The 21,992-nt window shown below is 69.0% G+C and carries 12 protein-coding genes; 5 read left to right on the top strand and 7 right to left on the bottom strand.

The window, feature by feature from the left end; genetic code table 11:
- The first annotated feature begins 45 nt into the window (after nucleotides 1-45).
- Entirely contained in the window at nucleotides 46-1,407 is a 1,362-nt protein-coding gene (locus KEG38_RS28070; protein WP_272423011.1) for a serine/threonine-protein kinase, read from the top strand.
- Nucleotides 1,408-1,447: 40 nt separating this feature from the next.
- Nucleotides 1,448-2,815: a sigma 54-interacting transcriptional regulator gene (locus KEG38_RS28075; RefSeq protein ID WP_272423012.1), complete on the top strand. Its 1,368-nt coding sequence runs from the start codon at nucleotides 1,448-1,450 to the stop codon at nucleotides 2,813-2,815.
- A 123-nt stretch (nucleotides 2,816-2,938) separates the two neighbouring features.
- On the opposite strand, the gene KEG38_RS28080 is transcribed toward KEG38_RS28075, so the two are convergent.
- Genes KEG38_RS28080 through KEG38_RS28090 form a run of 3 tightly spaced genes read right to left on the bottom strand, consistent with a single transcriptional unit; the run spans nucleotide 2,939 to nucleotide 6,647 of the window.
- Complete coding sequence (locus KEG38_RS28080; protein ID WP_272423013.1) at nucleotides 2,939-4,624, bottom strand: acyl-CoA mutase large subunit family protein; 1,686 nt, start codon at nucleotides 4,622-4,624, stop codon at nucleotides 2,939-2,941.
- Nucleotides 4,625-4,643: 19 nt separating this feature from the next.
- Nucleotides 4,644-6,299: a GspE/PulE/PilB domain-containing protein gene (locus KEG38_RS28085; RefSeq protein ID WP_272423014.1), complete on the bottom strand. Its 1,656-nt coding sequence runs from the start codon at nucleotides 6,297-6,299 to the stop codon at nucleotides 4,644-4,646.
- Nucleotides 6,300-6,347: 48 nt separating this feature from the next.
- The gene (locus tag KEG38_RS28090; RefSeq protein ID WP_272423016.1) at nucleotides 6,348-6,647 is read right to left on the bottom strand and encodes an FtsB family cell division protein; all 300 of its coding nucleotides are present in this window, start codon (nucleotides 6,645-6,647) and stop codon (nucleotides 6,348-6,350) included.
- 207 nt (nucleotides 6,648-6,854) lie between these two features.
- On the opposite strand from KEG38_RS28090, the gene KEG38_RS28095 reads away from it, so the two are divergent.
- From KEG38_RS28095 to nth, 3 genes are all read left to right on the top strand, one after another.
- Nucleotides 6,855-12,191 carry a protein kinase domain-containing protein gene (locus KEG38_RS28095; protein WP_272423018.1) on the top strand — a complete coding sequence of 1,779 codons (5,337 nt, stop codon included), beginning with the start codon at nucleotides 6,855-6,857 and terminating at the stop codon, nucleotides 12,189-12,191.
- 249 nt (nucleotides 12,192-12,440) lie between these two features.
- Nucleotides 12,441-14,228: a Fic family protein gene (locus KEG38_RS28100; RefSeq protein WP_272423020.1), complete on the top strand. Its 1,788-nt coding sequence runs from the start codon at nucleotides 12,441-12,443 to the stop codon at nucleotides 14,226-14,228.
- A gap of 122 nt (nucleotides 14,229-14,350) precedes the next feature.
- The gene (nth, locus tag KEG38_RS28105) at nucleotides 14,351-15,202 is read left to right on the top strand and encodes an endonuclease III (RefSeq protein ID WP_276073679.1); all 852 of its coding nucleotides are present in this window, start codon (nucleotides 14,351-14,353) and stop codon (nucleotides 15,200-15,202) included.
- Here the strand turns inward: nth and meaB are convergent.
- From meaB to accB, 4 genes are all read right to left on the bottom strand, one after another.
- The gene (gene meaB / locus KEG38_RS28110; protein ID WP_272423021.1) at nucleotides 15,199-16,215 is read right to left on the bottom strand and encodes a methylmalonyl Co-A mutase-associated GTPase MeaB; all 1,017 of its coding nucleotides are present in this window, start codon (nucleotides 16,213-16,215) and stop codon (nucleotides 15,199-15,201) included. The genes nth and meaB overlap by 4 nt on opposite strands.
- A gap of 13 nt (nucleotides 16,216-16,228) precedes the next feature.
- Nucleotides 16,229-20,008, bottom strand: a complete 3,780-nt coding sequence (locus tag KEG38_RS28115) for an FAD-dependent oxidoreductase (protein WP_272423023.1) — start codon at nucleotides 20,006-20,008, stop codon at nucleotides 16,229-16,231.
- 118 nt (nucleotides 20,009-20,126) lie between these two features.
- A complete protein-coding gene (accC, locus tag KEG38_RS28120; RefSeq protein ID WP_272423025.1) occupies nucleotides 20,127-21,464 on the bottom strand; it encodes an acetyl-CoA carboxylase biotin carboxylase subunit in 1,338 nt (445 codons plus the stop codon).
- A 31-nt stretch (nucleotides 21,465-21,495) separates the two neighbouring features.
- Nucleotides 21,496-21,951 carry an acetyl-CoA carboxylase biotin carboxyl carrier protein gene (accB, locus tag KEG38_RS28125; protein WP_272423026.1) on the bottom strand — a complete coding sequence of 152 codons (456 nt, stop codon included), beginning with the start codon at nucleotides 21,949-21,951 and terminating at the stop codon, nucleotides 21,496-21,498.
- Nucleotides 21,952-21,992 lie beyond the last annotated feature (41 nt).

Genomic DNA, 21,992 nt, shown 5'->3' on the forward strand with positions numbered 1-21,992 from the left:
GGCGCGATTCCGGAGAGCACGCGTCTCCCCGGAAACGAGCCTCGTATGATACTTCTTACGGAAGTGGAGATCGGCCGCGTCCTCGCCGAGCGTTACGCGCTGGTTCGCCCCCTCGCGGAGGGAGCGATGGCCACGGTGTGGGTCGCGGAGGATCGCGTCTCCAGCGGCGAGGTCGCGATCAAGGCGATCTCACTCGACGCGGCCGGATGGCGCACCGAGGTGCGCGATCGCTTCATGAAAGAGGCGCGCCTGCTCGCGCTCGCCCAGCACGAGCACCTCGTCGGCGTGCATGACGTGGGCGAGACCGAGGACGGCTTCCTCTACCTCGTCCTCGATCTGCTCGACGGCGAGACGCTCGCCGATCGCATCGCCCGCGATCCGCCCCTCGACTGGAAGGAAGCCGGCGCGATCTCACTCGCGATCACGCGCGGCGTCGCGGCCCTGCACCGCGCGGGGATCGTCCATCGTGATCTCAAGCCCGCCAACATCGTCCTGCATCGTACGAACGGCAGCACGGTGCCGAAGATCATCGATCTCGGCATCAGCAAGGTGCGCGCGGCGGCGGCGGATCCCGAGCTCTGCGCGACGCTGACGGCAACGGGGCAGGTGCTCGGCACGCCGCAGTACATGAGCTACGAGCAGGCGCTCGGAGATCCGGACGTGGACGCGCGCAGCGACGTGTGGGCACTCGGTGTGATCCTCTACGAGATGCTCGCGCGCAGGCGTCCGTTCGAAGCACCGAACGCGAACGCGGTGCTCACCGCGATCCGCCGCAAGGACGCGCCCGCGCTCGCCGAGGTCGCGCGCGACGTGCCCGGCGCGCTCGCGAAGCTCGTCGATCGTTGTCTGCTCACCGATCGCACCGAGCGCTTCAAGGACGCCGGCGAGATGGCCGAAGCCCTGCAAACCGCGCTCTGCTCGGCCGCAGCAGATCCGACGCCCGCCGAGCCGCCGCCCCCCGAGACGAAAAAACCCGCGAGCACGGCGGTCGCAAAACCTTCTCCCGCGCCGATCCCCACGCCCATCCTCGCGGAGACGAAAGCGCCGAAGCCGCAGCGATCCCGCGCCCTCGCCAGCGTCGTCCTGATGGCCGGCGCGGCCCTCCTTGGCGGGACGATCGCCACGTTCTTGACGCGGGATCCCGCCCCGGCCCCCCAGGTCGCCCCCACGAAGGCAACGAGCGGCGCCGCCGCGCCGACCCCAGAGGAGCACGATCCTCGAACGAAGCCCGCGTCGAGCCCCACGCAAGCCCCCGTAACCACGTCTCCCGCAGCCGAGGTGCGCCCGGTAGTGCAAGCAACGAGCGCAGCAGCCTCTTCGGCCTCGGTTCCGCCCACACGGCCGGCGGTGACGACGACGCGGGGCGGCACCAAGCCCCTGACGCAAGTGAACGAAGCCGGTTTCTAGAGTACGCGTCGCCCGTTCATGATACCCCTCCGAGCTGACCGTGAGCGACACTGCTTCCCCTAAGCTTCCCGCGACCGAAATCGCGCCCCGCCAGGCCAAACCAGGCGGCGGCGTCGCGCGTCTCGTCGTCACCCAGGGACCGGGTGCCGGCAAGACGCTCCTCGTGACCCGCGCCCGCGCCACCGTGGGCCGGCACCAAACCAACGACCTCGTCATCCCCGATCCGCGCATCTCCGCGACGCACCTCGAGCTCGAACGCAGGCCCGAAGGTCGCGTGCTCGTGCGGGATCTCGGCACGACGAACGGCACATGGCTCGGCCCGCACCGCCTCAATGAGGTCGAGCTCGGCCCAGGCGCGCTGCTCAAGATCGGCGACTCGCTCGTCCGCGTCGAGGTCGACGATCGCGCCGAGCCCGAGCGCGGCAGCGAAGGCGGCCGATTCGGCGGGCTCATCGGCGTCTCGGCCGAGATGCGCGAGCTCTTCGCGACGCTCGAACGCGTGGCGCCGAGCCAGCTCACCGTGCTCGCGCAAGGCGAGACCGGCACGGGCAAGGAGGAGCTCGCACGCGCGATCCACAAGCACTCGCCGCGGAGCGAGGGCCCGTTCGTGGTGCTCGACGCAGCCACGATCCCGCCGACGCTCGCGGAGAGCGTGCTCTTCGGCCACGAGCGCGGCGCATTCACCGGCGCCGACGCGCGGCACATCGGCACGTTCGAGCGCGCGCACGGCGGCACACTCTTCATCGACGAGATCGGCGAGCTGCCGATGGACCTGCAGCCGAAGCTCCTGCGTGTGCTCGAGAGCCGCACATTTTCGCGCGTAGGCGGCCACGAGATCATCCCGGTCGACTTCCGCCTGATCGCCGCGACGCACCGCGATCTACGCGCCGAGATCGAGGCACACCGCTTCCGCGAGGACCTCTACTTCCGCCTCGCCGAGGCGCGCGTCTTCTTGCCGCCGCTCCGCGCGCGCCCAGCAGACATCCCGCTGCTCGCGCGTCACTTCCTCGAGGAGCTCTCCACGTCGGAGCGCCCGCTTTCGATCACGGAGGAGGCGCTGCGAAGCCTCACGCTGCGCAAGTGGCCGGGCAACGTGCGCGAGCTGCGCAACGTGATCGCGCGCGCGGCAGCGCTCTGCCAGGACGGGACGATCACGGAGAACGATCTCGCCGGCGAGGGTTTCGGTTTCCGCGGGAGCGAGGCCGAGCGCGAGCCGTTGGACCTCCAAGGAACGTTCGCCGAAGCCAAGGCCCGCGCGATCGATCGTTTCGAGCGCGCCTACCTCGACGCCCTCGTTCGTCGCTGCGGCGGCAACCTCTCGAAGGCTTCGCGTCAGGCCGACGTCGCGCGGAACCATCTCCGCGCGTTGCTGAAGAAGCGCGGTTTGTACGATCCCGGCGATACGTGATTGTAGGGGACAGCGTGGCGCCGGGGTTTCACCCCGGACCCGACCAGGGGCAGTTCGCCCCTGGACCCGAACCAGGGCAAGCCCTGGACGTTTGATGCATCGACCGCGGTGCGGTCGATGCACTCAGATGGTGAGGATTTCCGTGTGCTCGCCCCAGGCGGCACGTAGCACGTCGCTGATCTCGCCCACGGTCGCGCCGGCCTTCACCGCCGCAAGGATCGGCGGCAAGAGGTTTTCCCTCCCGTCCTTCGCGACGCGATCGATCACGGCAAGGGATTCCGCCTTCGCCGGCGTGTCGTGCTCGGCGCGCCACGCGCGCGTCCGCTCAGCCTGCTCGCGCTCGATACGCGGATCGATCTTCATCACCGGCACGGGCGGGCTCTCCGAGGCGAACTCGTTCAAGCCCACGATGATCCGCTTTTTCTCCTCGATCTCGAGCTGATAGCGATACGCCGCCGCCTGGATCTCGCGCTGCACGTAGCCCTGCTCGATCGCCGAGACCATCCCGCCAAGCTCGTCGACACGCCGGATGTACTCACGCGCCGCCTGTTCGAGCCGTGTCGTCAGCGCCTCGACCGCGTAGCTGCCGCCGAGCGGATCCACGAAGTCCGTCACGCCCGACTCGTAGCCGATCACCTGCTGCGTCCGGAGCGCCAGCGTCGCCGCCTCCGCCGTCGGCAGTCCGAGCGCCTCATCGAATCCGTTGGTGTGCAAACTTTGGCAACCGCCGAGCACCGCGGCGAGCGCCTGCATCGCCACGCGCACCACGTTCACCATCGGCTGCTGCGCGAGCAGCGTCATCCCCGCCGTCTGACAGTGGAACTTGAGCGCCCGCGCCCGGTCCGTCTTCGCGCCGAACCGCTCCTGCATGATCGACGACCAGAGCCTGCGCGCCGCCCGGAACTTCGCGATCTCCTCGAGCAGGTTGTTGTGCCCGTTGAAGAAGAACGAGAGCTGCCCGCCGAAGTCGTCCACGTCGAGCCCGGCCTCGACGGCGGCCTTCACGTACGCGATCCCGTCGGCCAGCGTGAACGCGATCTCCTGGGCCGCATCGCAGCCCGCCTCGCGCATGTGGTAGCCGCTGATCGAGATCGTGTTCCAGTTCGGCGCGTCCTTCGAGCAGAAGGCGAAGATGTCGCTGATGAGCCGAATCGAAGGCCGCGGCGGGTAGATGTACGTCCCGCGCGCGATGTACTCCTTCAAGATGTCGTTCTGGATCGTGCCGCGAAGTTTGTCCCTCGGAACCCCGGCCTCATCCGCGACCGCGATGTAGAGCGAGAGCAGGATCGCCGCCGTCGCGTTGATCGTCATCGACGTGGAGATCGTGTCGAGCGGCAGACCCGCGAGCAGCCGTCGCATGTCGCCGAGCGAGTCGATCGCCACGCCCACGCGCCCCACCTCGCCGGCCGCGAGCGCGTGATCCGAGTCGCGCCCCATCTGCGTCGGCAGATCGAACGCGACCGAAAGACCGGTTTGTCCCTGCGAGAGCAGGTAGTGGTAGCGCGCGTTCGACTCCTCCGCGGTGCCGAAGCCGGCGTACTGCCGCATCGTCCAGAGGCGCCCGCGGTACATGTTCGGCTGCACGCCGCGCGTGAACGGCGGCATCCCCGGGAAGCCGAGATCACGCGCGGGCTCGAAGCCGAGGCGCTCGAGCGTCTCCTCGTCGTAGAGATCGTCCGCGCCTTCGCCGACCGATCCGGGCGGCCCCGAGAGCAGCGGCGCGCGTGGCCTCGCCGCCTTGCGCGCCTTCGCGAGCCGCTTCTCGAACTCTTCCTTCGCCTGGCCTTCCGCTCGGTCGTCGCTCTTCATCGTTCGTCGTCCTCGACGTTCAACCTCGCGCCGACAAGAGCCGCGCGAGCGCCTCGCCCACAGCGCGAGCGAGCTCGTCCATCCTGCGCGTGCCGGTGAGCGTGTCGCCGAGATCGTCGACCATGAGCACCGCCGCCGGCCGCCCCGCGACGCGCACCGCCACGACGGCCACGTCCGTGCTCGCGCGCTCCATCACCGCGAGCAGCCCCGCGTGCGCCTCCGTCTCGGGCACGGGCCCGAGGTAGATCGACGTCGCCGTCGCCGTCGCGAACACGCTCGGCACGTCGTGCGGGATCGAGAGCGCTCGCAGCGCCTCTTCGTCCCCGAAGTCTTCGTTGCACGTCCAACCGTGGAACCCATCGCGCTTGACCGCGAAGAGCGCCACGCGTCGCGCGAAGAGCGCCGCGCCTCCGAGCGCGAGCGAGACGATCTCGTCGCGTGTCGCGGCGCGCGCGAGCGCTCCGAGGATCGCGCTCGGATCCGGGAAGGGCAGGGGAGGCGGACCGACGAACGTCTGGCGTTGCGGCTCCTCTTCGGAATCCGGAGCGGGCGTCGGCGCAGGCGCGATCACCTGGCCTTTCACGGGCACCGGAAGCGACATCGCGGGCGGCGGCACCGACACACCACCACGACGCGCCGACGGCGCAGGCGCGAACGAGTTCGGCCCTGCAGGCGGCTCCGCGATCGGGGCCCCGAGCGCCGGCGCGAGCGCATGCGAGACGGGCGCGTCATGCGTCGTCCACATCGCCGCCGCTCGCTCGGCCTTCTCCGCGCTCGCCGCGTCGCCCACGACGCGCGGCGCCGTGCCTCCGTCGCTCGACGGCGAACGCGAGAACACCGATGGATCGAGGGTCGGACGTGTCGCGCCGCGCCACGCTGTGAGCTCGGGCGGCGCCACGGCGAGCGGCGAGGGAACCGAGGCCGGGCCCGGCGGCGGCGTCGAAGGAAACGACACGCGCGGCGGATCGTCCCCGCTCGCCGGAGCCGCTGCCGCGGCCTTCGTCGCGGGCAACGCGGAACGAACGGGCCGCTCGATCGGCGCCGCTCCACGCAACGTCCCCGGCGCGCCGCGTCGCGTGGCCGGCGTGGCTGCGTTCGTCGGATCTGCGTCACCGCCCTCCGGCACGCGTTTCACGAGCGGGATCGGCGTGCTGATCGTGGGCGGCGGCGGGATCGACGACTGCGGCGCGCCGAAAGGCGAGGGCGGCGTGATGCGGCGACCTCGTGGCTTCTTCGGAGCCTCGGGTTGCGCGGCCGTGAGCTCGATCCGCCGGATCGCCTCTTCCACGGCGCCGATCGGCGCGCGCAGCACGCGCACCGGCGCGCCGAGGTGGAACGACATCTCCGACTCGATGTGCGTGTCGAGCGGATCGGCCGCGGCCACGTCCACCGTCCCCGTGAACGGATCGAGCCGCGTCGGAAGCGCGCAGAGCCTCCGGCACATCGCGCGCGGCAACTTCGCTACGAGGTCCGGCGCGCCTTGCACGTGGCGCAGCCCGGGACCCGCGTACCGCGCGATCTCCTCGTCGAGCTCGGCCTCCGTGATCGCCCCGCGATCTACGAGCGCGCGCGTGAAGGGAATTCCCCGCACGACCGACAGGAGCAGCGCCGCCTGCACCTTCTCCCGCGTCACCAGGTTCGCCGCGATCAGGCGTCGCCCCAACTCCACCGACACGGCGCGAACGATATCACTCTTTATGTTGGCGAGGGGCGCCTTGGGCCCTCAGCGCGACGCGGGAAACTGGAAGACGACCTCGGTCTGTCGCACGAGCCCGAGGTTGTCCCGCGCGATGCGCTCGACCGCCGTCGGATCGTCCCGCAGCCGCTCGACCCGACCGCGCAGTGCGTCGATCTCGCGGTGCATCTCCGCACTCTCCTCTTCCACCTGCTCGAGCTCCCGTTCGAGCCCCCGCAGCCGCGGCAGACCCTCCGGGGAAAGGATCATCACCGGCACCCCGATGACCGCCACGATCAGGATTCCGACCGGCAGCACCCGCTCGATCGCCAAGGTGAGTCGACGCACGTCTATCTCCCTGCCACGGCCGCGGGCGCCCGGTCAACTTTCCGGGCTCGCGTCCTTCGTAAAGATCCGTGCTTTTGCGTCAGTTGTTCTTCGCGAACGACCGGACCTTTGGCTAGCATACGCCCGCCCGCGGACGCCCTGGTCGGTTCGGCTGGACCGAACCATGACCAGACGAGGACGCCCGCGCGAAGGATCCGAGGAGATTGCATGTCGATCGATATCGTCCGAGGTGAGCTCGAGCGCCTCTTCTCGCTCGATGAAATGACCGCGCTGTCGAGCGAGCTGCTCGGGCTCGATCCGGCCCAGGTTGGAGGCGCCGTCTCGAAGGCATCCTTCGCACGCGCGCTCACGGATCGCTGCTTCGAGAACGACGCCGAAGGCGCGCTGCTCGACGCGATCTTCGCCGTGAGGCCCGAGGCCGACGCGAAACTGCGCGAGCTCGCGAAGAAGGGCACGAGCGCAGACACCGAGATCAAGGCCGGCGAGGCGTTCGGCGCGTTCACGATCACGCGCAAGATCGGCGAGGGCCCGCGCGCCGTCGTCTACGCCGCGACCCGAAAGGTCGAGGGCGAGGACAAGCCCGAGGAGCGGAGCCTCAAGGTCTTTCGCAAGGACGCCGCTTCCGGGCCGCGCGCTCTCCAGCGATTCCTCACGGCCGTTCGTCTCGCCGCGAAGGTGCAGCATGAAGGCCTGCCTGCGTCGCTCGAAGCTGGCGTCGTCTCGGGCCACGCGTACGTCGCGTACGCGCCCATCGACGGCCAGCCGCTCGCCGCGCGCGTGACGCGCACGGGCGCGCTGCACATGAACGAGGCGCGCGAGATCGTCCGCGCCGTCCTCTCGGCCCTGACCGCGCTGCACGAGGCGCGCGTCGTGCACGGCAACATCAAGCTCGAGAACGTGCTCGTCGGCCGCGGCGAAGGCGGCAAGGTCCGCGCGTACCTCGTAGACGCGGGATGCGATCGCCTCGGCGCCGGCGTGGGTGGTCCCTTCGGCGTCCCCACGCTCGCCCGCGCGCTCTCGCCCGAGCAGATCCGCGCCGGCGCGATCGACGCGCAGAGCGACATCTACGGCTTCGGCGCGATGCTCTTCGAGCTCCTCGCGGGCAAGCCTCCGTTCAACGCCGAGACCGGCGCCGACATCGCCGCCGCGCACCTCGTCCGCGAGGCGCCTGCTGCTTCCTCGATCGCGCCGAAGGGCTGGGTCAACAAGGAGCTCGACGAGATCATCGCGCGCCTGCTCGACAAGAACCCGAGTGCGCGCCCCAAGGGTGTGAGCGGCGCGCTCGATCTCGTCGATCCCACGGCCAAGAGCGCGGAGGAAGCGCCCAAGGGCAAGACCTTCACCGACGACGAGATCAACGACCTCGCTGATCTGCTCCTGGCCGATCCCATGGATCACGACTCGGCCCTCGCGCTGGAGAGCGCCGCGCGTGACGGCGCGGATCCGCACAAGGTCGCCGAGGCCTTCGTCATCGCGGCCTCCGAGGTCGACGAGGGCGAGAGCGCGGGCGAGAAGATCAAGGCTGCGGAGACGAAGAAGCAGCTCCTCTTCCGCGCCGCCCGCACCTACGAGAACGTCGCGAAGGATCTGGAGAAGGCCGAGGGCGTGCTCCAGCAGATCGTCGAGCTCGACGAGGACGACGACGTCGCGTTCAGCGCGCTCGAGGACGTGCGCAGGCAGCTCAAGAAGCACGAGGAGGTCGTCGAGATGCTCCTCGAGCGCAGCGAGAAGGCGCAGGATCCGCCGGCGCGGGCGCGCGCGCTGAACGAGATCGGCCGCCTCTACGTGCGCGAGCTCGAAGACGTCGAGCAAGGCGTCTTCGCCTTCGCGCAGGCGCTCTCCATCCTCCCGCAGAACCAGGACTACGCGAAGGATCTCGAGCGCTCGGCCGGCAGCGACATGAAGGTCTGGGCCGAGGCGCTCCAGATCTTGAGCACCGCGACGACCAGCGCGGAGATGTCGACCGAGGCCAAGATCGCGCTCTTCAACCTGCTCGGGCGCTGGTACTCCGAGAAGATCGCGCGGCCCGACATGGGCCTTCCTTGCTTCCAGGCCGTGCTCTCGGCCGAGCCTGGGCACGACGGCGCGCTCGACGGCATGGCGCAGCTCTACCGCCGCGCGCAGCAGTGGCAGGAGCTCTGCCAGATCCTTCAGACCCGCGCCGATCGCGCCGCGACGCCGGAGCGCTCCCGCGAGATCCGCGCCGAGGCCGCCGACGTCCTCGAGACGCGGCTCAACGACGCCTCGCGCGCTCGTGATCTCTTCGAGCACATCTTCCAGGAGGATCCGAGCAACGACAAAGCCGCCGAGGCGCTCGGCCGCATCTACCACCGCCTGGAGGACTGGGCCGGTTACGCGAAGATCCTCGAGCGCCGCGCCGACGCGCTCCGCGGCGAGGCCCGCGTCGAGGCCATCTGCAAGGTCGCCGAGCTCTACGAGGATCAGCTGAACGACCTCGGCGAGGCCACGCGCCGCTACGAGGCCGCGCTCGACGTCGACCCGCACGGCCTCACCGCGCTGCGGGGCCTCGATCGCATCTACAACCGCACGGGCCGCTACAAGGAGCTCGTCGGCAACCTGGAGAAGCAGATCGCGATCAGCGCGACGCCGCGCCAGAAGATCAACCTCTACGAGCGGCTCGCCGGCATCCACGACGAGCAGTTCCTCGATCACGGCAAGGCCGCCGAGGCGTACGAGGCGATCCTCCAGATCGATCCGGCGCACGAGGGAACGCTCACCGCGCTCATGCGGCATTACCGCGCGCTCGAGCGCTGGGAGGACGTCGTCTCGCTCTACGAGCGCCTCCTCCGCATCGTCATCGACGACAAGCGCCGCATCGAGCTGCTTCTCGCGATGGGCCGCGTGCTCGTCGAGCAGGTCGGCTCGCCCGAGCGCGCCTCGAAGACGTACGAGAAGGTCATCGAGATCGATCCGCAGCACGGCGGCGCGCTCGAATCCCTCGCGAACGTCCGCGCCGCGAGCGGCGACGCGCTCGCCGCGCTCTCCGCGATCGAGTCGCTCGCCGTCAAGGCGACGACGCCCGAGACGCGCGCCGATCTCTGGATCCGCGCCGCCAAGCTGCTCGACGACAAGGGCGATCGCGACGGCGCGATCGAGCGATACAAGAAGGCCCTCGACGCGCAGCCCGGCAACGTCGCGGCCTCCACCGCGCTCCGCGCCTCCTACCTCGCGCGCGGCGACGCGACCAGCGCCGTCGAGCTCCTCGGCCGCGAGATCGAAGCGGCGGAGGGCAACCTCGCGAAGGCGCGCCACTACGGCGAGATGGCCTTCCTCCTGCACGAGAAGCTCAAGGATACCGATCGCGCCCAGGCGGCTGCGACGAAGGCGATCGACCTCGATCCGACGAACATGAAGGCGCTCTACGTCTCGGGCGAGATCGCCTTCAACGCCTCTCGCTTCGTCGAGGCGGCCAAGCACTTCGAGTCGCTGGCGAACCGCTCCGACGCGATGCCGAAGGACCTCGCGCTCGACGTGGTCAGCCACTACATCGACGCGCTCAGCAAGATCGGCTCGACCGAAAAGGCCGTCTCCGTCCTCCCGACGTTGCTCGCGCTCGCGCCCGACGTCCCGCAGGCGATCCGCCGCGCGGCGAAGGTCCGCTACGACGCCAAGCAGTACAAGGAGAGCGCCGCGCTCTACGTCGATCTCTCGAACCGCTTCGCCGACAAGCTCGATCCGGTCGATCGCGCCGAGGCGATGCTCTACCTCGGCCAGGCGCGACTCTCGCTCGGCGAGGTCGAGGAGGCGGTCTTGCCGCTGCTCGACGCAGCCGACCTCATGCCCGAGGCGCCCGAGCCGATCGCGGCGCTCGTGCGGCTCTACGAGGCGAAGAAGGACTGGGAGGAGGTCATCCGCCTCAAGATGCGCCGCATCGACGTCGTCAGCGGCGACGAGCGCGTCGCGTTGCTCCTCGACGTCGGCGACATCATGGCCGCGCAGCTCGGCGATCGCACCCGCGCCGCGAAGAGCTACGTCGCCGCGCTCGACGAGCGCCCGGACGATCGGAAGATCCTGACCAAGCTGATGCAGCTCTACAGCGAGGAGAAGGACTGGTCGAAGCTCATCGAGGTCGTGCTCAAGCTCGCGAGCAAGATCGACGACAAGCGGCAAAAGGCGAAGTACATGCACACTGCCGCGATCGTGAGCTGGCGTCAGCTCGGCGACTCGGACAAGGCGATCGAGTACTACGACCAGGTCCTCGAGCTCGATCCCTCGCTCGACAAGGCGCTCGCCGAGGCGATCGAGGTCCGCGAGCAGAAGGGCGACTGGGAGGGCGTCGAGCGCCTCGTGCGTGTCGATCTCGAGCGAGCGACCGAGCGCAACGACACGTCGAAGGTGCTCGCCACGATGGAGAAGCTCGGCGCGCTCTACAAGGACAAGCTCGGCGCGATCGCGGACGCGATCGACGCGTACGAAGCCGCGCAGACGCTCGATCCCGAGAACCACGAGCGCGAGGAGCTGCTCGCCAAGCTCTACGCGAGCGACCCTGCGCAGTACCTCGACAAGGCCGTGGCGGCGCAGGCGATCCTGCTCCGTCGCAACCCCTACCGCCCCGAGCCGTACAAGCTCCTGCGCAAGCTCTACACCGAGTCGAAGCGCGCTGACTCCGCGTACTGCCTCTGCCAGGCCCTCACGCTGATGAGCTTCGCCGAGCCTGACGAGGAGCGCTTCTTCAAGCGCATGCGCTCGGACACGGCGGCCGCGGCGCAGGTCCCGCTCGGTGAGGACGACTGGTTCACGAACCTCACGCACCCGGACGCCGACCCGCTCCTGACGAACGTCTTCGCCGTCATCCAGCCGGCCGTGATCATGAAGAACGGCCAGCCCTTGGAGGCGCTCGGCTACCAGATGGCCTACGCCATCGACCTCATGCGGCACCCGTACCCGCTCTCGCAGACGATCGTCTTCGCGGCCGGCGTGCTGGGCCTCGAGTTGCCCATCTGCTTCCAGAATCCCATGGATCCTGGGGGGCTCTCGTTCCTCCACGCCCACAACCCCGCGATCGTGCTCGGCGCTGCCGCGCTCGCCACGGAGGTCCCCCCGCAGATGGGCGCGTTCATCGCGAGCCGCCACCTCACGTACTACCGGCCGGGCATGTACCTCCGCTACCTCGTCCCCACGGGCACGGGGCTCCGGGCGTGGCTCTTCGCCGCGATCAAGCTCATTTCCCCGAACTTCCCGATCTCCAAGGACATCGAGGGTCCGGTGAAGGAGAACCTCGCGGTCATCGAGGCGGTGATCACGGGCGCGCGGCGCGACGAGCTCGCGAGCGCCGTCACGAAGCTCCTCCAGGCCGGCGCGATCGACCTCAAGAAGTGGGTCGCGGGCGTCGACCTCACGGCCGACCGCGCGGGCTTCGTCGTGGCGAACGACCTCGAGATTGCACAGGAAATCATCAAGGCCGCCGACGACTCCGCGAGCGCCGTGCCGCAGAAGGAGCGCCTGAAGGAGCTCGTTCTGTTCTCGGTCGGCGAGGATTATTTCGCGATCCGTCGTAAGCTAGGCATCAACATCGACGCCTGAACGACATCGTCTGGACCGCGCGAAGGGGCCGATCTCGGAGATCCGAGCGGCCCTTTTGCGCGCTTCTGGGCCGAGGGGGTACGAATTGGGGCGACGCGGCCGCGCCGTTCGTGCAAGAACAGCGGTTGACGGGCAAAATCCTTGGTTGCTACCCTCACGCCCCGTCGCACGGGCCTCGAGGGGCCCGACAGACTCATCGTGCCGTGTCGCCGCGGGGGGTTCTCCGAGCGACCGCTGGAATCACGCTCCATGGCGGCTAAAAAGACCCGTAAATTGGCCAAAAACACCAAGAAGAAGGCAGCTACCCGAGCCAAGGCGAGTCGGCGCGCAGCCCCGCCGCGAAAAACCGCGGCGGCGAAGCTCAAGAAAAAGCCGCGTGCGCAGGCCACGAAGCGAGCGAAGCCAGCCGCCAAGAAGGCCGTCCGCAAGGCCGCCGCCGCGCGCGCGACGAAGCGCGTGGCCGTGGTGAAAAAGCGCGCGGCCGCGAAGAAGGCAAAGGCGGCGAAGCCGAAGAAAAAGGTAGCGGTCGTCCGGGCCAAACGCGCGCCGGTCCGCAAGGCGCAAAGCCCGACGAAAAAGAGGGTCAAGCGCGCCATCGCGAAGAAGAAGTCGAAGAAGGTCGCGCGCAAACCCGCCCGCGCGGCCGAGCGCCAGAAGGCGCGCGCGATCTCGCGCAAGAAGAAGGCCGCGCTCCCGAAGGTCAAACGCACCGCGCGCCCGGTCGCGAAGGCCCGCCCGGCCAAGCGCGTCGCCAAGCCGGCCCGCCCGAAGCGCCCGGCTCGCCCGGCCGCGAAGGTCCGCCCCGCCGAGAAGGCCCGCAAGAAGTCCGCCGAGGCCCGGGAGGCGAGGGAAGCGCGGGAGGCGAAGGAGGCCAAGGAGGCCCGCAAGTCCGAGGCCGCCGCCAAGGCCCGCGCCGCGCGTGAGGCGGAGGAGGCCGAGCGGCTCGCCGCCAAGGAAGCGCTCCGGAAGGCGAAGGCGGCGAAGAAGGACAAGGAAGCCCGCAAGGAGAAGGAGGCCGAAAAGGCCCCGGCTCCGAAGGAAAAGGCCAAGGCCCTCCCGCTCAAGGAGAAGGGCAAGGTCGCCAAGGAGAGGCCGGTCGAGGAGCGAGAGCCGGTCGCCAAGGAAAAGGGCGGCAAGGACAAGAAGGACAAGAAGAAGGGCAAGGAGGGCAAGCTCCTCAAGGCCGACAAGCCGCGCGAGGGCCGCCTCATCGCGGTGCGCGAGCCTGCGCCGCGCGTCGTGGCGCTCCCGCTGCCGCTCCTTCCCCCGCAGCGCCGCGCGACCATCGAGGAGCGCTCCGAGGTCATCGAAAAGCGCTTGACCTCGCAGAGCGAGGAGTTCCAGAAGAACTACACGGACCGCTTCGACATGTCGTGGATCTTCCACGACAGCGCGCTCGAAGGCGTCGTGTACACGTTCGAGGAGCTACGCACGGCGCTCTCCGGTTATGCGCCGCCGGTCTCGGACACGAACCTTCAGCCGACGTACGACGACATCCGCCGCCACAAGGAGGCGATCGAGTTCGTCCGCGACTACGGCAAGAAGAAGCTGCCCATTACGATCGACGTGATCAAGAAGATCTACCTCATCCTCCATCCGGAAGAGGGAGACATCAAGACCGTCAAGTATCGGAAGGACATCCCGCAGCACCGGCTGTATTTCCACGAGTATGCGCCGCCGGACAAGATCGCCTACAAGGTGCGGCAGATCGTGGATTGGCTGAACGATCCCGAGACGCGCAAGACCCGCAATGGCCTGCGCATCGCGGCCCGCGCCCACTACGACCTCCTGCGCGTCTATCCCTTCCAGTCGGACAGCGGCAAGGTCGCGCGGCTGTTCATGAACCTCTTGCTCATCCGCTCGGGCCTGCCGCCGTCGATCATCCACTCGACCGAGCGCCAGCGTTACTACGAGGCGCTCAAGGGCTCGGCCACGACCGTGCTCCAGATGGTGCAGGAGGCCGTCGAGAACGCGCTCTCCAGCGTGGAGAAGCTCCTCGACGAGTACGAGACGCGAAAGCGCGCGTTCGTGAGCTGATCCCCAGACAAACACGACCCCTTTGCACGAGGGGTTCCAGAAGGTAAAACCATCGCCCCGAGATGACGCTCGCAGCCGAGCGAGATCGCGGGGCGATGGCCATTTCTACCGGGACCCGAGGCATGACCGCGACGAACCAGCCGCGCGCGCTCGCGCAGGAGACCTTCAGGCGCCTGCGCGTGATCCACCCGGACGCGCATTGCGAGCTCGACCATGTGAACCCATTCCAGCTCCTCGTCGCCACGGTGCTGAGCGCCCAGACGACGGACGTGCTGGTCAATCAGATCACGCCGAAGCTGTTCGCTCGCTGGCCCGACGCGCCCTCACTCGCGAACGCGCCGGTCGCCGAGGTCGCGGCGCTCCTGCGCGAGCGGCTCGGGATGTTCAACCAGAAGGGGAAGAACATCGTCGGGCTCGCGAAAAAGCTCGTGGAGAAGCACGGCGGCGAGGTGCCGCGCACGCTCGCCGAGCTCGTGGAGCTGCCCGGTGTCGGGCGAAAAACGGCGAACGTGGTGCTCGGCGTTGCGTTTGGCCGGCCCGAGGGCGTCGTGGTGGACACGCACGTGCAGCGGCTATCGCAGCGGCTCGGCTGGACCACGGAGCAGAAGCCCGAGACCATCGAGAAGGCGCTCTGCGCGCTGTTTCCGCCCGAAGACTGGAACATGCTGTCGCTCGTCCTGATCTTCCACGGGCGGCGGGTCTGCTTCGCGAAGAAGCCCGCGTGCGCCGCGTGCGGGGTGAACGACGCGTGCCCGAGCGCGTTCGCGGCAGAGAACGTGGGGCGCAAGCCGCCGAAGAAGCGGCCGGCCGTGGTCATCGAGGCGGCGCCGAGGAAGGCCGCGAAGAAGGCGGCCACGAAGAAGGTCGCGGCGACGAAGACCGCAGCGAAGAAGGTCGTCGTGAAGAAGGGCGTGGCGACGCGGATCGCGCCGAAGAAAGCGGCTGCAAAAGGGAAGGGGAGCGGGCGGGCTTAACGGCCGCGGAACGCGGTCACGAGCTGCTCGGCGGCCGTGTACGGATCGGTCTGCCGATGCGCCACGGCTTGCGCGGCGTCGTCGAGCGCGCTGCCGAGCTCGCCCATCGCCGCGTCGAGCAGCGCCTCGCGGAGCTGCGTGCGCATCGCCTCGCGGAGCCGCTCGAACCGCCGTGCCGCGCCGGACTCCGTGCCCGTGAGCCATGCGTAGTGCGCTTCGAGCTGCGTCACCAGCGCGGCCACGCCCTCGTCCCGTGTCGACACGGTCCGCGCCACGGGCGGCACCCACTTGTTCGCGTCGTGCCGCACCACCTGCTTCTGGATGTCGAGTGTCCCCGCCGCGTGCCCGCGGCTGTGCACGCCCGCTTTCACGACCTCACCACCGAGCGCGATCATGAGCTCGAGGTCCCGCACCGCGGCGTCCGCGCCCTCGCGATCCGCCTTGTTCACGGCGAACACGTCTGCGCATTCGAGCAGGCCTGCCTTGATCGCCTGCACGTCGTCGCCGAGCCCCGGCGCCATCACGACGAGCGTCGTGTCTGCGGTGCGCGTGATCTCGAGCTCGTCCTGACCGACCCCGACCGTCTCCACGAGGATCACGTCGGCGCCCCACGCGTCGAGCACGCGGATCACGTCCGCGGCCGACCTGGACAAACCGCCGAGCGCGCCGCGCGTCGCGAGCGATCGGATGAACACGTCGGGATCGCTGAAATGCGCCTGCATCCGGATGCGATCGCCGAGGATCGCGCCGCCGGAGAACGGGCTCGTCGGATCGATCGCGACCACGGCGACGCGCTTGCCTTGCTTGCGGAAGACCGCGATCAGCCGATCCGTCAGCGTGCTCTTGCCCGCGCCGGGGTTCCCGGTGACGCCGATCGTCCAGGCGCGGCCCGTGTGCGGGAACAGATCCTTCAGGACCGTAAGATAGTCCCCGGTGCGATCGTCGGCCCAACGGCAGGCCCGGGCCGTGCCACGCATGTCCCGGGCGAGCACCTTCTCCGCGAGCGGATGCACGGCGCGTTTGCTCCTAGATCCGCTTGAGATCGGGCTTCTTCGCGAGGAGCCGATCCAGCCACATGTTCGTGAGCTTCTCCTGCGCGCTGTTCGCGCGGAGGCGCGCCGACAGGTTCTTGAAGTCCACGCGATCGATGGGTTGGTCCTGGTTGTAGCAGGTGAAGACGAACTGCTCTTTGCCCGTCTCCGGATCCACCCAGCGCTGCAAGCACTGCGCGCAGACCTCTTTCATCATGCACTGCATCGGCGAGTTGATGCTCACGATGCCCACGTGCTTCGGGTTCAGGTGCGGCGCGAGCACGCCGTGCCGCGCCTCGCGCACCGCGTTCATCATGCGATCGGAACCGATCGCGATGATGCGGCTCACCTGCGAGAGCTTGAACATCTCGCCGCCGAGCGCGCCCTCCGCGTAGGCCTTCATCGCCTGCACGATGTTGCCGCGGAAGTGCCGATCCGCGGGCCTGCGCGGCGCGATCTCCACGCCGGCGTCCGTGCACCACACGACCTGGTCCGTTGCGGCCTCGATCTCCTCCTGCTTGAAGAGATCCTCGCCGTTTTTGTAGCCCGCGAAGTACACGACGTTCGCGCCGCTCGCCTTGAGCGCTTTCGCGATCGAAAAGAGCACCGCGTTGCCGAGGCCGCCGCCCGCGAGCAGCACCGTCTCGCCCGTGGGGATCTCGGTCGGCGTGCCGGTCGGGCCCATGACCACGACCTCCTCGCCCACGCGGAGGGAGGAGAGCAGGCGCGTCGACGTGCCCATCTCCAGCGCGATCAGCGAGAGCAGGCCCTTCTCCTTGTCGACCCACGCGCCCGTGAGCGCGATGCCCTCCATGGCGAGGCGCGTGTCTTCGACGACCTTCGAGAAGACCTCGTAGTTCTGCAGCCGGTAGAACTGGCCAGGCTCGAACTTCCGCGCCGCGGCAGGCGCGCGCACGACGACGTCGATGATCGTCGGCGTCAGGCGCTCGACCTTCACCACGACGGCCTTGAAGTCGTCGTCGAGCTTCGTGTAGAGCGCGCGCCGCCGCTCATCACGCGCGGCCTGCGGCTCCTCGCCGAGGCGCTCAATGTCCTTCGCGAAGAGCGAGACCACGTGCGGGTACGCGTCCTTCGCGCTCGCCATCGCCTTGACCACACTGCCGGCGTAGTGCGGGTGGTTGTCGCCGTAGAAGCTCACCGCGTGCGCGCCGTCATTGAAGCTCGTGAAGAAGCCCTCGCGCGCATCCGCGACGGCCTCGACGTGGAGCTTGCCCGCCTCGTCGACGAACGCCTTGTGCGGCTGGAAGTACTGCTTCCTCTTGTCGAACGCGAACGTGCCGGGTTTTTCCTTCTCGTACATCACGTTCGGGCTCGTGCCCGCCGCGACGCACACGCTGCGCGCCGGTAGCTCCACCATCTCGCCGCTCGAGGTCCACTTGCCGGCCTCGTCGACCTTCTGGCGCTCGAAGATCATGGCGCGCACGTGCCCGCGCTCGTCAAGGACCGCCTCGACCGGCGCCATGTTCTCGATGTAGCGCACGCCCTCCTCGAGCGATTTCGCGACCTCTTCGTGGTTCAGGCGGTAGGCCGGCGAGTCGATCACGCGCTTGCGGTAGACGAGCGAGACGCCGCCCCACGCGTCGAGCAACTTCTGCAGGTTCGGCGCGCGGCCCTCGCGTTGCGCCTTCTCGCGCTCCTCGCGGATCTGCGCCGCGTGCGCGCGTTGCTCCAGGACGAACTCGCGCTCCTCTTCGTCGAAGGAGGCCATCGTGGCGGCCTCGCCACGCTCGGCGATGAGCTTCGCCACGCGCGCGTCCGTTTTCTCCGCCTGGATCATGTAGTAGGCGATGAGCTCGGTCGCGGTGTCGATCGCCGTGAGGCCACCGCCGATCACGATCGCGGGCAGGCGCACCTGCAGGTTCGCGAGCGACGAGCGCTTGTAAGCGCCCGTGAGCTGCAGGGCCATGAGGAAGTCGCTCGCCTTGCGGATGCCACGCGCGACGTTGTTCTTGAGCGGGATGATCGTCGGCCGGCCCGCGCCCGCCGCGATCGCGACATGGTCGAAGCCGAGCTTCCACGCGTCGTCGAGATCGAGCGTCCCGCCGAACCGCACGCCGCCGTAGGCGCGGAAGTTCTGGTGACGCGCGAGCGTGATGTAGAGGACCGTCAGGAAGTTCTTGTCCCAACGAACCGTGATGCCGTACTCGCTCACGCCGCCGAACCCGAGCAGGATGCGCTCGTCGAGCTCGGTGTAGAGTTTTTTGTAGTCCTTCACGGGCCGCGGCGCGCGCGTGGCATCACCCGTCAGCTCGACGGGGAGCGGCTCGATCTTGAGCCCATCGACGGCCGCCACCGCAAAACCTTCGAGCGCGAGGTGATGCGAGAGCGTGTAACCCGCGGGCCCGAGGCCCACGACGAGCACGTTCTTGCCGATGTACGGGCGCGGGTGCGGCCGCTTCACGTTGAGCGGGTTCCAGCGCGAGAGCAGGCCGTAGATCTCGAAGCCCCAGGGCAAACCGAGCACGTCCGTGAGCACGCTCGTCTCGATCTGCGGGATGTTGACCGGCTCCTGCTTCTGGAAGACGCACGCCTTCATGCAGTCGTTGCAGATGCGGTGACCGGTGCCGGGCAGCATCGGGTTGTCGATGCACACGAGCGCAAGCGACGCGATGGAGTCGCCGCTCCGCCGCATCACGTGCATCTCGCTGATCTTCTCGTGCAGCGGGCAGCCGTTCAGCGTCACGCCGATCGGGTTCGGCTTGATCGCGCCGGTCTTGTTGTCGCGCAGGCCCTTCGAGCACGAGTCCTTGTCGCGATCGTGGCAGTAGAGGCAGTAGTCGACCTCGCTCTCGACCTCGCGCGCGGTCCCGCGCCGATCGGTGAGCGCGAAGCCGTCGCGGTGGCGCCGCTCGTGCTCGGGCCCGACGAAGAGCTCGGGCAGTTTGTCGTCCGCGCGGCGGAGCTGGACGAGCTGGTTGTGATCGAGCGTCGCCGGAGCCTTGAGCGAGGACCAGCGCCGCGCCGGATCGTGGTGATCGACGCGCCGCGCCGCGAGCCACGCCTCCACCGCGTCGAGGGCGAACGCGACGACCGCAGCGTCCTCCGCGTCCGCGGGCGTATCCCCCGCGACGGCCACCGCGCCCGCAGCGACCTGCGTGAGCATCGGATCCGCGGCGATCGCGGCCCGCACCTTCGCGGCCTTCTCGTGGAGCTCGGGCGTCCACGAGGCGCCGCCTGCCTTCGCGGCCTTGCGCGCGACATCATCGATCGTGACGAGCACGATCGTCGCCGCCGCGACCGCGAGCTCCTCCGCTTCGGATCCGCAGTCCAGCCGGCTCGCGTCCGCGCCGACCGCCGCGAGCGCGCGCCGTGCTGCATGCGCGGCCTCGACGGCCGTGCCTTTCCACGCCTTGCCCGCGCCCGGCTTGAAGAGGCGCTTCTTCGCAAAATCCTTCTTGAAGGCCCAGAGCGGCGAGCGCTCCTCGGCGCCCGCGGCGAGCGCCTCCGCCTCGCGCTCCACGCCGAAGAGGCGCACGACGAAGCGGGACAGGTGCGGCGCGCCGGCCAGCAAGGCCTCCGAGATCTCCTCGGCGGTCATGCCGCTCCCCTGGCACGCGCGGTACTTCGAGAACCGCTCGTACCCCGTGGGATCCGCTGCCTCGAAGTACGCATAAAACCGCCCCGTGAGCTCGGCCAGGCGACCGGCGTCGAAGAGATCGGCGTACACGAACCCGGGCTCGCCGAGCACGAGCTCGGAAGGTTCGGAGGTGGCGTTCACCCAGGAGGAGAAGTCGACTTGCAGACCGTCTTGCATCACCAGCGTTCCTGTCGTGACTGCTGTCTTTAGCGATGAAATATGGGGAAGCCACCCCGACGATTGAAGGGGACTCGTCGAGATTCGCTCAAGCCTGTCCGGCTCGTTCGTACTTTTCCTAGAATCGTAGTCGTTCGATCGTGCGCGTAGACATCTTGCCGGCGACCACGTCCGGATCCCGCAGGAGAGCCTGGTGGAGCGGGATGTTCGTGCGGATGCCGCCGATGATGAACTCGTCGAGGGCCGACCGCATGCGAGCGATCGCTTCCGCGCGGGTCGCGCCGTGCGTGATCACCTTCGCGAGCATGGGGTCGTAGTTGTTCGGCACGCGGAAGCCCCCGTAGACGCCCGACTCGACGCGCACGCCGCCGCCGCCCGGCGGGAGGTACTCGGTGATGAGGCCCGGCCAGGGGACGAACGTGCGTGGATCTTCCGCGTTGATCCGGCACTCCATCGCGTGGCCGCGTAAGCCGAGCGCGCGCCCGCTCGGGAGGTTGAGCGATTCCCCCACGGCGGCGCGGATCTGGTTCTCCACGAGATCGATGCCCGTCACCATCTCCGTGACCGGATGCTCGACCTGGACGCGGGTGTTCATCTCCATGAAGTAGAGATTTCCCCGCTCATCCATCAGGAACTCGAGCGTCCCGAGCGAGGTGTACCCCGTCTCGACGAGCGCGCGCGTGCACGCCGCGGAGAGCTCGGCCCGTTTCTCCGGCGTCATGGCCGGGCTCGGAGCTTCTTCGATGATCTTCTGGTGCCGGCGCTGCAAGGAGCACTCGCGCTCGCCGAACGTGAAGATGTGCCCGTGGTTGTCACCGAGCACCTGCAGCTCGATGTGCCGCGGCTCCTCGACGAACTTCTCGAGGTAGACGTCGGGGTTCTTGAAGCCCGCCAGCGCCTCGCTCGTCGCCGTCTCGAAGGCGCGGCGGATCTCGCTCTCGTCGCGCACGACACGCATGCCGCGACCGCCGCCGCCGCCCGCAGCCTTGAGGATCACGGGGTAGCCGACGACCGCCGCTTGCGCCGCGGCGTCGTCGCCGTCGCGGAGCACCGTCGTGCCCGGCAAGAGCGGCAAGCCGAACCTCTTCGCGGCTTCCCGCGCACGGACCTTGTCGCCCCAGAGGCGCATCGCCTCGGGCGTGGGGCCGATGAAGGTCAGGCCGCAGCGCCGGCACAGATCGGCGAACTCGGCGTTCTCCGACAGGAAGCCGTAGCCCGGGTGGACCGCGTCTGCGCCCGTAATCTCGGCGGCGGCGATGATCTGCGGGATGTTCAGGTAGCTCCGGCGCGGATCGGCCGGGCCCACGCAAACGGCCTCGTCGGCGAAGCGCACGTGCGGCGCGCTCGCGTCGACGTCGGAGTGGATGGCGACCGCGCGGATCCCGAGCGTGCGGCACGCCCGGAGGATGCGCATCGCGATCTCGCCGCGATTCGCGATGAGGATCTTGCCGAACACGACGCCTACCTCCTCTTTGCCGCCGCGGCGCTCAAGCCTTCCGGATCTTGAAGAGCTTCTGACCGAACTCGACGGGCTTGCCGTTCTCGACGAGGATCTCGACGAGCGTGCCGTCGCAGTCGGCCTCGATCTCGTTCATCAGCTTCATCGCCTCGATGATGCAGAGCGCCTGGCCCTTTCGAATCGCGCTCCCGACCTCGACGAAGGGCGGCGCTTCGGGGGAAGGGGAGCGGTAGAAGGTGCCGACGAAGGGCGAGGTGACGAAGTCGCACTTCTCGTCGCTCTCGGCCCTCGCCGCCTCGACGGGGCGGGGCGCCGGGGCGCCGGGGGCGACCTCGGGGCGTTCTTCGTAGGCGACGACGCGCGCGCCGCCCGCGCCGCGCGCGAGCCGGATGCGCCCGTGCTCGTCCTCGAACTCGAACTCGGTGACGTTACGCTTCTCGAGGACGCGGAGCAGCGTCCGGAGCTGCTTGAGGTCGATGTTCATGCCAATCCGTTCCCGCGCGGTGGCGGCCGCTCTCCTGGAAG

The organism is Polyangium jinanense, assembly GCF_028435265.1.
In the GTDB taxonomy this organism is placed as follows: Bacteria; Myxococcota_A; Polyangia; order Polyangiales; family Polyangiaceae; genus Polyangium; species Polyangium jinanense.